The organism is Pseudomonas sp. NPDC087612 (assembly GCF_044743505.1).
Classification (GTDB): Bacteria; Pseudomonadota; Gammaproteobacteria; order Pseudomonadales; family Pseudomonadaceae; genus Aquipseudomonas.
Map to the genome: position 1 here is coordinate 1 of NZ_JBIUWO010000002.1, position 13,915 is coordinate 13,915.

Sequence of the window (13,915 nt, forward strand, 5' to 3'; positions counted from 1 at the left end):
GAGTGAGTGATCTGAGCGTTTCGGATCGACTCGCCACGTTCAAAATCGGCGGTGGCCGAAGTCAGCCAGAAACACATGGCTACTTCAGACCATCCCTAGTGCAAACCTAGATGCAATTGGTAAAGCTAGGTACATAGAGATCAGTGATCTCAATAAAGCTAAAGTCAAACCGAAATGGACTCGCCGGATAGCTTGTGGAGGAAAATAAAATGAAAAAAATTGTTGATGTCAGAGTGCGTTGGGTCGATGAGCAATTAGGCGGGAAAGCCGTGCTGCCTCACAAAACACCTTTTTATGTTACGACCGACCTGCTTCGAAATGAATCAGGGATAGAGACGAACTGGAGTCTAGTGTTGGAAATAGAAAGCAATACAGAAGATGTCGGTAGCAGAACCGGTCTTGGTAAAGCCTATTTTCTGGTGGAGAACGCGCCATCCTCTTTACTAAGAAAAGGGTGTTCTTTGAAAGTGTATGAAGGCAGACGGTACGTTGCAGTGGTTGAGGTGGTTTAGCTGTTTCATCTGTAACGGCTGGTGAATATCCGCTCTAGATGCTTGCAGTCGGTGATTACATTCAAGGGTGAGCATGAAAAATAGAATCATCGTTGAAACCTACATTAAAATCGCCGACGGTTTCGTTGACTTTTTTGAGTTTCAAGGCGAGGTACGCCACCTGGATCAAATTGAAGGGGCTTTGGTTCTATCTATCAATGGTAAACGTCTTATTGATCAAAGCATGTTTGATTACGTCGACGACCTGTGGAGCTATTTGTCAGAAGGACTGCTGAAGGTCAGCGAGGGTCAATCGTTCAGCTGCTTTTTTCCGGACCAGCCAATCGAAGTCAAACTGACCCATGCCAATGGTCGTCTGCAGGTGAGCGTCAATTGCCACCGCGAGGTGTCTGTCGCCGCCGATAAAGATGAATTTGTCAGGGTCATGAGCGAGCAGGCGCGCAAATTCTTCATCCACTTACAGAACATACAACCCGGCGCCCAACGTACGTGCAGCTATGCCTTGGGCCATCTGGACAAGATTTGTCGGTAAATGTCGATCACCGACACCTGGCGCTATCTGCCTTGCGCTCCCGATCGAGCACGCCTCCGACCGTCGCCGCTTCTGTGGTAGGCTTGACCGGTTTGCACCGAGGGCCGCAATGACACCCCGTTTTCAGTACGGGCGTGCTGCATCCGGCCCCCCGTCCGCCCTCAGGAGTTCCCATGCGCGTGACCCAGATTTTCGCCGCCGCCGCCCTGGCGCTGGTCAGCACCTTTGCCGCTGCCGCCGACAACGCCGAGCAGGCGATCCGCAAGACCTTGCAGTCCCTGGAACTGGGCGTGCCGGTCGATAGCGTTGCCAGCAGCCCGCTCAACGGCCTGTATGAAGTCAAGCTCGAAGGCGGCCGCGTGCTGTACGCCAGCGCGGATGGCCAGTTCGTCATGCAGGGCTACCTGTTCCAGATCCAGGACGGCAAGCCGGTCAACCTGACCGAGAAGACCGAACGGCAGGCCATCGCCAAGACCATCAATGCCATTCCAGCGGCCGAGATGGTGGTTTATCCTGCCAAGGGCGAAACCAAGTCGCATATCACCGTGTTTACCGACACCACCTGCCCGTACTGCCACAAGCTGCACGCCGAAGTGCCTGAGCTCAACCGTCGCGGTATCGAAGTGCGCTACGTCGCCTTCCCGCGTCAGGGCCTGGGTTCGCCGGGTGACGAGCAGTTGCAGGCGGTCTGGTGCTCGAGCGACCGCAAGGCGGCGCTGGACAAGATGATCGACGGCAAGGAAATCAAGGCCGCCAAGTGCGCCAACCCGGTCGGCAAGCAGTTCGCCCTGGGCCAGTCGATCGGCGTCAACGGCACGCCGGCCATCGTCCTGGAAAACGGCCAGGTGATTCCGGGCTACCAGCCGGCGCCGCAAGTGGCCAAGCTGGCCCTGGCCAAGTAATTCAATCGCAAGCCGTTGCCTTGGGGTGACGGCAGTTTCACGATCGGCTGCCAGCCGGTCGTTTCATGGGGAGTTCACAGTGAAACCGGTCAAAGTAGGCATCTGTGGGTTGGGGACCGTCGGTGGCGGTACCTTCAATGTACTTCAGCGTAACGCCGAGGAGATCGCCCGCCGTGCCGGGCGTGGTATTGAAGTGGCACAGATTGCCATGCGTTCGCCAAACCCGAATTGCCAGATTACCGGTACCCCCATTACCGCTGATGTGTTCGAGGTCGCAACGAACCCGGAAATCGACATTGTCATCGAGCTGATCGGCGGCTACACCATTGCCCGCGAGCTGGTGCTCAAGGCCATCGACAACGGCAAGCACGTGGTCACCGCCAACAAGGCGCTGATTGCCGTGCACGGCAACGAGATCTTCGCCAAGGCCCGTGAGAAGGGCGTTATCGTCGCCTTCGAAGCGGCTGTGGCCGGTGGCATCCCGGTGATCAAGGCGATCCGTGAGGGCCTGTCGGCCAACCGTATCAACTGGGTGGCTGGGATCATCAACGGTACCGGCAACTTCATCCTCACCGAAATGCGTGAAAAAGGCCGTGCGTTCCCCGACGTGCTGGCCGAAGCCCAGGCCCTGGGTTACGCCGAAGCCGACCCGACCTTCGACGTCGAAGGCATCGATGCCGCGCACAAGCTGACCATCCTGGCGTCCATCGCCTTTGGTATCCCGCTGCAGTTCGACAAGGCCTACACCGAAGGCATCACTCAGCTGACCACCGCTGACGTCAACTACGCCGAAGCGCTGGGTTATCGCATCAAGCACCTGGGCGTGGCCCGCAGCACTGCCAACGGTATCGAGCTGCGTGTGCACCCGACGCTGATCCCGGCCGACCGCCTGATCGCCAACGTCAACGGCGTGATGAACGCCGTGATGGTCAACGGTGATGCTGCCGGTTCGACCCTGTTCTACGGTGCTGGCGCCGGCATGGAGCCTACCGCTTCGTCGGTGATTGCCGACCTGGTCGATGTGGTTCGCGCCATGACTTCTGATCCGGAGAACCGCGTACCGCACCTGGCCTTCCAGCCTGACTCGCTGTCGGCCCACCCGATCCTGCCGATCGAAGCCTGCGAAAGCGCCTACTACCTGCGCATCCAGGCCAAGGATCACCCGGGCGTGCTGGCCCAGGTGGCGAGCATCCTTTCCGAGCGCGGCATCAATATCGAATCGATCATGCAGAAGGAAGTCGAGGAACAGGACGGCCTGGTGCCCATGATCCTGCTCACTCATCGAGTGATCGAGCAACGCATGAACGACGCCATCACCGCCCTGGAAGCCTTGCAGGATGTGGTCGGCAACGTCGTGCGTATCCGCGTCGAACAACTCAACTGACAACTGCGGCAAGCGGCAAGCTGCAAGCGGCAAGATCACAGCGGGACTGCGGTGACTTGCAGCTTGAAGCTTGAAGCTTGAAGCTCAAACCGAAGGTTTGCAAAAATGCGCTACATCAGTACCCGCGGCCAGGCACCGGCCCTGAACTTTGAAGACGTGCTGCTGGCTGGCCTTGCCAGCGACGGCGGCCTGTACGTGCCGGAAAACCTGCCGCGTTTCACCCAGGAAGAAATCGCTTCCTGGGCCGGCCTGCCCTACCACGAGCTGGCCTTCCGGGTGATGCGCCCGTTCGTCACCGGCAGCATCGCCGATGCCGATTTCAAGAAGATTCTCGAAGAAACCTACGGCGAGTTCGCCCATGCCGCGGTTGCACCGCTGCGTCAGCTGAACAGCAACGAATGGGTGCTGGAGCTGTTCCATGGCCCAACCCTGGCGTTCAAGGACTTCGCCCTGCAACTGCTCGGCCGCCTGCTTGATCATGTGCTGGCCAAGCGTGGCGAGCGCGTGGTGATCATCGGCGCCACCAGTGGTGATACCGGTTCCGCCGCCATCGAAGGCTGCCGCCGTTGCGACAACGTCGATATCTTCATCCTCCACCCGCACCAGCGCGTGTCGGAAGTTCAGCGCCGGCAGATGACCACCATCTTCGGCGAGAACATCCACAACATCGCCATCGAAGGCAACTTCGACGACTGCCAGGAAATGGTCAAGGCCAGCTTCGCTGACCAGGGCTTCCTCAAGGGCACCCGCCTGGTGGCAGTGAACTCGATCAACTGGGCGCGGATCATGGCCCAGATCGTTTACTACTTCCATGCAGCCCTGCAGTTGGGCGGCCCGGCGCGTTCGGTGGCGTTCTCGGTTCCGACTGGCAACTTCGGCGATATCTTCGCCGGCTACCTGGCGCGCAACATGGGCCTGCCGATCAGCCAGCTGATCGTCGCCACCAACCGCAACGACATCCTGCACCGCTTCATGAGCGGCAACCAGTACGTCAAGGAAACCTTGCACGCAACCCTGTCGCCGTCCATGGACATCATGGTTTCGTCGAACTTCGAACGCCTGCTGTTCGACCTGCACGGTCGCAATGGCGCGGCTATCGCCGGGCTGATGGACAACTTCAAGCAGGGCGGCGGTTTCAGCGTCGAACAGGATCGCTGGACCGAAGCGCGCAAGCTGTTCGATTCGCTGGCGGTCGATGATGCGCAAACCTGCGAAACCATCGCCGACGTCTTTGCCCAGACCGGTGAGGTGCTCGACCCGCACACCGCGATCGGCGTCAAGGCCGCACGCGAGTGCCGCCGCAGCCTGGACACGCCGATGGTGGTGCTGGGCACTGCGCACCCGGTCAAGTTCCCGGAAGCGGTGGAGAAGGCCGGTGTCGGCAAGGCTCTGGAACTGCCGGCGCACCTGACTGACCTGTTCGCCCGCGAAGAGAAGTGCACGGTACTGGCCAATGACCTGAAAGCCGTTCAGGCTTTCGTCAGCCAGCACGGTAATCGCGGCAAACCGCTCTGATCGACTGATCGGCACAACAAAGCCCGTCTCTGACGGGCTTTTTTATTTCTACACTGGCAATGGTTTGCAGCAACGGATCAAGGGTATCAATGAGCACCGGACATCGACGCACAACAGGGCTGTTGCTGGCCTGCCTGTTCTGGCTGGGTATCGGGCCCTGGGCCCAGGCCGCCCAGAGCCTGCCCTTTACCCTGGTACCGCCGTTCACCGAGCTTGGGCCGATGCCATTGACCGCGGCCCAGCAACAATGGCTGGGCCCGGCGCGGGTGTTGCGGGTCGGTATCTCGTTTGCCGACTACGAGCCGGTGGACATCACCATCGACCGCAACCGCTACCAGGGCATCAGCGCCGACTACCTGAGCCTGGTTGCCGAACGCCTGGGGGTGAAAACCCAGGTGCTGGCCTTCGCCAAGCGCGAGGAGGCGATCGAGGCCTTGCGCCATGGCGACATCGATGTCCTGACCAGCGCCAACGGCTTTGAACGCAGCGTGGCGGGCCTGGCGTTCTCCGACGATTACATTCCGGACCGCTCCATGGTCGTGGTGCGTGGCGGCGCGCCGGTGCCGCCAAAGTCGCTGGCGGGGAAGAAAGTGGTCCTGCTCGACGGTTATGCCGACACCCGGGTCATGCACCAGGTTTATCCCGACAGTCAGGTGCTGCTGGCGCCCAACCTCAGCAGTGCCCTGGAGGCGCTCAACCAGGGTGAAGTGGATGCGTTTGTCGGCAACGAGATCATCATCCGCGCCTTCAATGCGCTGCGTCCGTACCTGGGCCTGCAGGTGGTCGGCCCCAGCGCCTTGCCGCCGATTGGCTTCGCCTTTGCCGTGCGTGCCGAAGACCGACTACTGCAGGAGATGTTCAACCAGGCGCTGGCCAGTATCGAGGAGTCGGTGCGCCGCGAAATTCTTGGCCGCTGGACCTCCGGCCTGGGCTCGGACGTGGCTCATCACCGGGTCGAGCTGAGCGTCGCCGAGCGCCGCTGGATCGCCAGCCATCCGCGGGTGACCGTGGTTGGTAGCCAGTATCCGCCTTACCTGTTCCGCACTCGCCAGGGCGCCTGGGTGGGGCTTAACAGCGATGTGTTGGCGACCATTGCGCAGATGACGGGCCTGCAGTTTGACTATGCGCCGTCCGAATCGATTGCCCAGAGCCTGGAACTGCTCAGGAGCGGGCAGGCCGACATGAGCACAACCCTCAGTGAAACCGCGGAGCGCCGCGAGTTTCTCGGGTTCACGCATTCCATTGGCGGGCAGAGCTGGGTGTTCATCGTTCGTGCGCCGCAACTGGGCCTGGCGTCGCTGGACGAACTGGCCGGGCAGACCCTGGCACTGCCGGCGCAGCATGCGCTGGAGAGCACCCTTCGCGAGGATCACCCGGGTATTCGCCTGTTGTTGGTGGACTCGCTGGAGCAAGCCCGGGAAAAGGTCCGCAACGGCGAAGCCCTGGCCACCATCGACAGCGAAATCGGCGCCTACAGCGTGATCGGCAACGACCCGGTGCTCAAGGTCGGGCGCGGAGTCGAGGGCAAGTGGGCACCTGACCGGTTCTCGGTGCGGCGCAGCGCTCCGGAGCTGGAGAGCATTCTGAACAAGGCCCTGGAAGCCTTTCCGGTCGCTGATTTGCGCACTGTGCGGATGAAGTGGCTGGGCGCGTTGGCGCCCCCCGCGCCGGCCTGGCAGCGGATTGCACCATGGATCTACTGGACTGTGGCGGCAGCGGTGCTGTTCGGGCTGGTGTCGCTGGTCTGGAGCAGTCGCCTGCGCGCGCAGATCAACCAGCGGCAAAAGGCTGAGCAAGCCCTCAACGACCAGTTGGCGTTCAAGCGTGCACTGCTCGACGGGATCCCCAACCCGATCTACGTGCGCGACCTGGAAGGGCGGCTGATCACCTGCAACAAAAGCTACGAACAGGCCTTCTCGATGCGCCTGGAAGATGTCAAGGGCCGGCGATTGACAGACATCGATGTCATTCCCGAGGCGCTGGCCAGGCAACTGCATGCCGATTACCTGAGCCTGCTTGAAGATCCGCAACCGGTGTTCGCGGACCGCTGTATCGAGTTTGAGGGCCAGCGCACCGATGCCTACCAGTGGACCGTGCCGTTCTACAGTGCCGACGGCCAGCTGCAAGGCTTGCTGGGCGGCTGGATCGACATCACCGAGCGCAAGCAACTGGAGGTGGCGCTGGTCGAAGCCCGGCAACAGGCCGAGCAGGCCAACCAGGCCAAAAGTACCTTTCTGGCGACCATGAGCCACGAGATTCGCACGCCCATGGCGGTGATCATCGGCCTGCTCGAACTTGAGCGGGAAACCACCCTGGGCCGCGGTGAGCAGCCGTCCCAGCGGCTGGAAACCGCCCATCAATCAGCCCGCGAGCTGATTGCGCTGATCGGTGACAGCCTCGACCTTGCCCGGATCGAGGCCGGCAGCCTGCAGCTCGAACCCCAGGCCCGGGCACTGGCGCCGTTTCTCAAGGCTATCGTCGAGCAGTTCCAGGCCCAGGCCCTGGCTCAGGGCCTGGACTTGCGCCTGCAACTGGCCAGCGAAGCAGAAGGGGTGTACTGGTTCGACCCGCTGCGCTTGCGCCAGGTGCTGACCAACCTGCTGGGCAACGCCCTGAAATTCACCCACCTGGGCCTGGTAGAGCTGCAGGTCAGCCGCACGGGCTGCGACAGTTTGCAGGGCATTGGCTTGCGCTTGTGTGTGCGTGACACCGGCATCGGTATCAGCAAGCAACAGCAGAGCGCGCTGTTCCAGCCCTTCGCTCAGGCAGGCGCGGGTGCCGAATATGGCGGCTCGGGCCTGGGCCTGAGCATTTGCCGGCAGTTGGTCGAGTTGATGGGCGGCAACATTGCCCTGCGTAGCGTGCCGGGCAAAGGTACCGAGGTCAGTGTCGAGCTGACCCTCGAAGCGCTGGCTGCCGAGCCTGTAGCGCCAGCGCCGACGCGTGGGCTGGCGGGCGGGCCGGCGCGGCGGATTCTGGTGGTTGATGACCTTTCGGCCAGCCGCTTGGTGCTCAGCCAGCAACTGGAATTCCTTGGCCATGAGGTGCTGGCTGTGGAGAACGGCCAGAGTGCTTTGCAGGCCTGGCAGGACGGCGATTTCGACCTGGTGCTCAGCGATTGCAACATGCCGGTGATGAACGGTTATGCGCTGGCCCGTGGCATCCGCCGCCTGGAACGCGACAGCCAGCGCCCAGCGATCGCCATCGTTGGCTGCACCGCCAACGCTATGAAAGAGGAGCGCGCCCGCTGCCTGGAGGCCGGCATGGATGAATGTCTGGTCAAGCCGGTTGCGCTGGCCCAGCTTGTCGCGGTGATCGACAGGCTGGCCGCGCGGCCCAGCTTCAGGATGGATACCCTGCAGAAGATGACCCAGGCCAACAATGCGGTACTGCGGCGCATGCTTGAGGAGTTGCGCAAAAACCTGCGGGAAGAGTCCGCTTTGCTCGCCTCTGCCGTCCAGACCCAAGGCTGGGAAGCCATTGGCGTGGCATTGCACCGCCTCAAGGGCGTCGCCTGCCTGATTGATGCGCTGCCCCTGGCGCAGGCGTGCGCGCAACTGGAAAAGGCCAGCCAGGTGCGCTCGACGCAGGCTGCCGACCCGGGATGGGCAGCATTGCAGGCGGCAATCGACCAGTTGAATCAGGACATTGAACAAGAGCTGTGGAAAATGTCACCTCAACTTTAGGACATGTCCTATGGGCGTCCTAGGTCAATTTTCCTAGAGTTGCACAGTGCTGTCGTTCAGATCGGCTACTGCGGGGAAATTTTCATGCACTCACTTAAGGTTCTGATTCTCGAGGATCATCCTTTCCAACTGATGGCCTTGCATCAGATGCTCAATGCCAATGGCGTCTTCGATGTGCTGACGGCGGAGTCGGTCGACGGCGCACGGCAGACGCTGTCCCGGCGCGGGCGGGTCGATATCGCCATCTGCGACCTGCACATGGACGGCCAGGACGGCCTGGAGCTGATCCGTCACCTGGCTGACAGCGGCCTGGCGGCGGCCTTGATTATCCTCAGCAGCGCCGAACGTGGTGTGCTCGATAGCGTTGCCGACCTGGCGCGACAGTTGGGCTTGCGGGTGCTCGGCAGTCTGCAGAAGCCGGCTTGCAGCGTGTCGCTGCACAAGTTGCTGCGCCGCTACCTCGACGAGCCCGGCGATTCGCCCCAGGCGCTCGCCGCACCGGCCCATGCCGAGCTGTTGGCCATGTCGCCCGCCGAGTTGGCGCAGAGCCAGGCGCAGTGGCAGGCCCATTACCAGCCCAAGGTGGGTTTCGACGGTGCCCTGGTCGGGGTGGAGGCGTTGGTACGTTGGCAACACCCAAGCCTTGGCTTGCTTAGCCCGGCGCAGTTCTTCCCCTTGATCGAGGGCGCCGGGCTGCTGGAGATGCTTAGCTGGCATGTGCTCGACCAGGCCCTGGCATTCAGTGCCCAGGCCAGGCTCGCCAGTGGCCAGCCATTACCCGTGGCGGTCAACATCGCCCCGCTGATGCTCACCCGCGATGATTTCGCCGCGCAGGTCGTCGCGGCCCTCAAGCGCCATGACGTGCCGGCCAGCGCCCTGACCCTGGAGGTCATCGAAACCCACAGCTGCCAGCTCGACAGCAACCAGCTCGAAGGGCTGTTGCACCTGCGCATCCAGGGCTGCCAACTGTCGATCGATGATTTCGGCATGGGCGTGTCCAATCTGCAGCGCCTGCTCGAACTGCCATTCAGCGAGTTGAAACTGCCCAGCGAGTTTGTCCGGGGCATGGCCGATGATGGCCGTAAGGCGGCGGTGGTGGCGGGGGCGCTGATCATGGCCCGGCGCATGGACCTGAACGTGGTGGTCGAGGGCGTCGAGACGGTGGATGACCTGATGGCGATCAAGGCCCTGGGCAGCCCGATCATGCAGGGCTATTTCATTGCCCGGCCGATGGCGGGGCAGGACCTGCGCCGGTGGATGCTCGAGCGTGAGCCGGCCGAGGCCAGGCTGCGGCGCAGGGCGTGAACAGCCTTCAGCCCAGGCCGTGCTCCTGCAAATAGAGGTACAGCGCGGCGTCATTGGCCAGGCCCAGCTTGCGCATGGCACTGACCTTCTGGCTGCTCACTGTCTGCTTGCTGCGGTTGAGCAGGGTGGCGATCTGGCCGACCGTGTGGCCGCCGGCGAGCAGGCGGGCGACTTCCAGCTCGCGCGGCGACAACGCCGTCTGGTCGCGAGCCAGGTCTTCACGCACGGCACCGTCCTGCAACAGCAACTGCTGCACCGAATCGGCCAGGTAAATCTTGCCGCTGCGCAGGCGGGCGATGGCCTGGGGCAATTCGTCGGCCAGGCTGGCCTTGCTCAGCAGGCCATTGACGCCCAGGGCCAGCATGGCCCGGAACAGCCCGGCATTGTTGAGCATGGTCACCACCAGCAGCGGCAACTGCGGATGGTGCCGGCGCAGTTGTTCGAGCAGCTTCAAGCCATCGTTCTGCTGCTCCAGCGGCATCATGAAGTCGGTCACCAGCACGTCGCATTCCAGGCTTTGCAGCAGGGTCGTGAGCTCCAGCGGGCCGCCAGCTTCGCCCACTACGCGAATGCCCGGAAGCTGCTCGAGCACGGCGCGCAGGCCGATGCGAAAGATCGGGTGGTCATCGGCCAGGATGATGCGCAGTTCACTGGGGGCAGGGGCTGTCACAGGCAGGCTCCGCTCAACGTGCTGGATTTCAATCTGTCATTTTTGCCGGGCATGCTGGGTAAAGGAAATCGCACTGAGAGAACTTTTCCGGCTGCCTCAGGGTCAGTGAAAGACCCCTTCTCGACAGGTAGGTGAACAATGAATGAGATGGAATGTATCAGATTGTTGCTTGGTCAAGCATTGGCACCGTACCGGGTCAGGCTGGTGCGCCTGAGCACCGGCTGTGATTTCGACCTGCGCCTGACCGACGAAACCAACCGCAGCGTGCTGCAGCGCACGGTCAAGCCCAGCCAATTGCAGGACCAGCGCCTGCTGGTCGACCTGGTCGATGGCCTGCAGCGTGACCTGCTGATTGTAGAGGGCCGCCTGCAGCCTTGCGTCATCGCGGCGCAGCGCCATCTGCAGCAAGGCCGCTCGATCAGCGCCAGGGTGTGACGGAACCTTTGCCGGGCAAGGCAATCAGACCTAACAAGGACAGCTGATCGGGATTTTGCTCCGATGTCGTGAAGCTGTCGTGCGAAGCCCTATGGGCTTTTGTTTAGCCCCGGGCGGCCTCCCCACCGTTCGGGGTTTCTTTTTGCCTGCGATCGGGCCTCAGGGGTGCTCGCCAAACAGGTGCAGGCTGTCGTGCAGGTACTGTTCGCGCATTTGCGGCGCCAGCCACTGGGCGTACAGGTCGGGCAAGGTGTCGTTGCGCAGCGCCAGGAGCAGTTTGTTGATATGGCTGATGGCTTCGCGCCCCAGCGGCGTGTCGGAGCAGCCGACCCGCAGCAACTGGTACTGCTCGACTCCCTGGATCGGGTAGAAGGCATAGTCGTCGCTGGGCCAGCCTTGCTGTTGCAGCAGGTAGCGCACTTCCGGCCAGTAGCCGAGCACCAGTTGCAGGCGGTCATGCTGCTGCATTTGCAGCAAGCTGGTCACTGCGTCATTGCCGTAGTGGCGGCTGAGGGTAGTGTCGGGCAGGGTCTTGAGCAGTTCATCAACCGCCGGGCTGTAGCTGCGCTGAGCCACCACACCCAGCTTGAGCGCGGTACTGCCGAGCAGCGTCTGCAGGTCGACCTGCTGGTTGTGCAGGTAGGGGTCAAGCAGGTGCTGGTCCTTGCGCCGGACCACCAGGCCGCTGCTGAGCACGCCCAGGCTGGGGATCGAGAAATGCACATAGCGCGCCCGCTCCGGGGTCCACAGCAGGGTCGGGTCGCAGGTGAAGGTGGGCGCCTGGAGCATCTGGATGCCGCGGGCGCGGTTGACCCGGACGATGCTGTGATCGTACTCGGGCATCTGTTCGATCAGCAGCGGCAGCAAGCGGTCGATCACCCCCTGGCCCTTGCCGGTACCTTCGAAAATGGTCAGCGGCGGCAAGTCGCGCAACAACCAGAACAAACGCTCCTTGGCCGAGGCCGGAGCGGGCAGGCCCAGGCAAAGCAACAGACCTAGCAACAGCGGCAATCCACGACGCATGCTCGCTTGCCAGTGATGGGTCATGTCCAGGTCTCCACCGTTGCCACGCAACTTGAGTAGTGCCGTGTTCAGACTGCGCCTTGCGTGCGTAGCCGGGCAATCGCTGCTGTGTCATAACCCAGCCCGGCCAGTACCTGCTCGGTGTGGGCTCCAAGCTCCGGCCCGACCCATTCGCTGGAGCCGGGGGTGTCCGAGAGCTTGGGGACGATTCCCGGCATCTTGAACGGCGTGCCGTCGGGCAGCTTGGCTTGCAGGAACATCTCGCGGGCGAGAAACTGCGGGTCGCTGAACATATCTTCGGCACTGTAGATGCGGCTGGCCGGTACCTGGGCCTCATTGAGCACCTGCATCAGCGCATCCAGTGGCAAGGTCCGCGCCCAGCGGTCGATCACCCCGTACAACTCATCGCGGCGCAGGTCGCGGCCGTCATTGCTGGCGAGCGCCGGATCGTCGGCCAGGTCATTGCGGCCGATGGCCTGCATGAAGCGCTTGAAGATCGCATCGCCATTGGCGCCGATCTGCACGTGCTTGCCATCGGCGCTGGTGTGGATGGAGGAGGGGGTGATGCCGGGCATGATGTTGCCGGTACGCTCGCGGATAAAGCCGAACACGTCGAACTCCGGCACCATGCTTTCCATCATGGCGAAGATCGCTTCGTACAGGGCCACGTCTACCACCTGGCCCTGGCCGCCGTTGACTTCGCGATGACGCAGGGCCATCAACGCCCCGATCACGCCCCACAAGGCCGCAATCGAGTCACCGATGGAGATGCCGGTACGCACCGGCGGGCGGTCCTCGAAACCGGTGATGTAGCGCAGCCCGCCCATGGATTCGCCGACGGCGCCGAACCCCGGCTGGTCTTTCATCGGCCCGGTCTGGCCGAAGCCGGACAGGCGCACCATCACCAGCTTCGGGTTGAGGGCGTGCAGCACGTCCCAGCCCAGGCCGAGTTTTTCCAGCACCCCGGGGCGGAAGTTCTCGATCAGGATGTCGGCTTCGGCCAGCAGCTTCTTGAGAATATCCAGCCCTTCGGCATGCTTGAGGTTGAGCGTCAGCGACTGCTTGTTGCGTGCCTGGACGAACCACCACAGCGACGTGCCTTCGTACAGCTTGCGCCACTTGCGCAGCGGGTCGCCGCCATCGGGCGACTCGACCTTGATTACCTCGGCGCCGAATTCGGCGCAGATGCGCGAAGCGAACGGGCCGGCGATCAGGGTGCCGAGTTCGATGACTTTGAGGCCGGCGAGAGGTTTGCTGGGCGTAGGCATGAGGCGTCCGTGGCAGCGGGTCAGGGCCCCCGTTTTTATCATAGCTGGGCGCGCCCAGATACTGCTGCGGCGCAAGGAACATGCGGATCGGTTAGACTGGGCGACTTTCCTTGCCGCAAGAAGCCCGTCCATGGCCCAGCCATCCACCACCTACAAGTTTGAACTGAACCTCACCGACCTTGACCGCGGCGTGTACGAAAGCGTCAAGCAGACCATCGCCCGTCACCCGTCGGAAACCGAAGAGCGCATGGCCGTGCGTCTGCTGGCCTACGCCCTGTGGTACAACGAGCAACTGTCTTTTGGCCGCGGTCTGTCGGACGTGGACGAAGCGGCGGTGTGGGAAAAAAGCCTGGACGACCGCATCCTGCACTGGATCGAAGTCGGCCAGCCCGATGCCGATCGCCTGACCTGGTGCTCGCGTCGCACCGAGCGCACCAGCCTGCTGGCCTATGGCAGCCTGCGCGTGTGGGAAACCAAGGTGCTGCCGGCGGTCAAGAACCTGAAAAACCTCAACATCGCCGCCGTGCCCCAGGAAGTTCTGGAAACCCTGGCCAAGGACATGCCGCGGGCGATCAAGTGGGACGTGATGATCAGCGAAGGCACGGTGTTCGTCACCGACGATCGCGGCCAGCACGAAGTCCAGCTGCAATGGCTGATGGGCGAGCGCTGATCGCGCGTCCTTT

At 62.4% G+C, this 13,915-nt stretch carries 12 protein-coding genes; 9 read left to right on the forward strand and 3 right to left on the reverse strand.

Annotated features, from left to right (window positions below; all coding sequences use genetic code 11):
- Positions 1-209 precede the first annotated feature (209 nt).
- From ACIOVF_RS03540 to ACIOVF_RS03570, 7 genes are all read left to right on the forward strand, one after another.
- Positions 210-512, forward strand: coding sequence for a hypothetical protein (locus ACIOVF_RS03540; protein WP_258578838.1), 303 nt, complete (start codon positions 210-212; stop codon positions 510-512).
- Positions 513-585: 73 nt separating this feature from the next.
- Entirely contained in the window at positions 586-1,044 is a 459-nt protein-coding gene (locus ACIOVF_RS03545; RefSeq protein ID WP_045193701.1) for a hypothetical protein, read from the forward strand.
- Between the two features lie 173 nt (positions 1,045-1,217).
- Positions 1,218-1,946, forward strand: coding sequence for a bifunctional protein-disulfide isomerase/oxidoreductase DsbC (dsbC, locus tag ACIOVF_RS03550; protein WP_045193700.1), 729 nt, complete (start codon positions 1,218-1,220; stop codon positions 1,944-1,946).
- Between the two features lie 79 nt (positions 1,947-2,025).
- The gene (locus ACIOVF_RS03555) at positions 2,026-3,330 is read left to right on the forward strand and encodes a homoserine dehydrogenase (protein ID WP_093386830.1); all 1,305 of its coding nucleotides are present in this window, start codon (positions 2,026-2,028) and stop codon (positions 3,328-3,330) included.
- A 105-nt stretch (positions 3,331-3,435) separates the two neighbouring features.
- A complete protein-coding gene (gene thrC, locus ACIOVF_RS03560; RefSeq protein WP_045193698.1) occupies positions 3,436-4,845 on the forward strand; it encodes a threonine synthase in 1,410 nt (469 codons plus the stop codon).
- Positions 4,846-4,934: 89 nt separating this feature from the next.
- Complete coding sequence (locus ACIOVF_RS03565) at positions 4,935-8,531, forward strand: transporter substrate-binding domain-containing protein (protein ID WP_401287618.1); 3,597 nt, start codon at positions 4,935-4,937, stop codon at positions 8,529-8,531.
- Between the two features lie 84 nt (positions 8,532-8,615).
- Positions 8,616-9,836, forward strand: coding sequence for an EAL domain-containing protein (locus ACIOVF_RS03570; protein WP_401287621.1), 1,221 nt, complete (start codon positions 8,616-8,618; stop codon positions 9,834-9,836).
- 7 nt (positions 9,837-9,843) lie between these two features.
- On the opposite strand, the gene ACIOVF_RS03575 is transcribed toward ACIOVF_RS03570, so the two are convergent.
- A complete protein-coding gene (locus ACIOVF_RS03575) occupies positions 9,844-10,506 on the reverse strand; it encodes a response regulator transcription factor (protein ID WP_045193697.1) in 663 nt (220 codons plus the stop codon).
- Positions 10,507-10,644: 138 nt separating this feature from the next.
- Between ACIOVF_RS03575 and ACIOVF_RS03580 the strand changes: the two genes are divergently transcribed.
- A complete protein-coding gene (locus tag ACIOVF_RS03580; RefSeq protein ID WP_082075368.1) occupies positions 10,645-10,941 on the forward strand; it encodes a DUF3509 domain-containing protein in 297 nt (98 codons plus the stop codon).
- A gap of 159 nt (positions 10,942-11,100) precedes the next feature.
- On the opposite strand, the gene ACIOVF_RS03585 is transcribed toward ACIOVF_RS03580, so the two are convergent.
- Together ACIOVF_RS03585 and ACIOVF_RS03590 are read right to left on the reverse strand one after the other, a co-directional pair.
- Positions 11,101-11,988 carry a TIGR02285 family protein gene (locus tag ACIOVF_RS03585; RefSeq protein ID WP_156160154.1) on the reverse strand — a complete coding sequence of 296 codons (888 nt, stop codon included), beginning with the start codon at positions 11,986-11,988 and terminating at the stop codon, positions 11,101-11,103.
- A 44-nt stretch (positions 11,989-12,032) separates the two neighbouring features.
- Entirely contained in the window at positions 12,033-13,232 is a 1,200-nt protein-coding gene (locus ACIOVF_RS03590) for a CaiB/BaiF CoA-transferase family protein (protein WP_093386800.1), read from the reverse strand.
- Positions 13,233-13,362: 130 nt separating this feature from the next.
- Between ACIOVF_RS03590 and ACIOVF_RS03595 the strand changes: the two genes are divergently transcribed.
- Complete coding sequence (locus ACIOVF_RS03595; RefSeq protein WP_045193694.1) at positions 13,363-13,902, forward strand: YaeQ family protein; 540 nt, start codon at positions 13,363-13,365, stop codon at positions 13,900-13,902.
- The last annotated feature ends 13 nt before the right edge of the window (positions 13,903-13,915 follow it).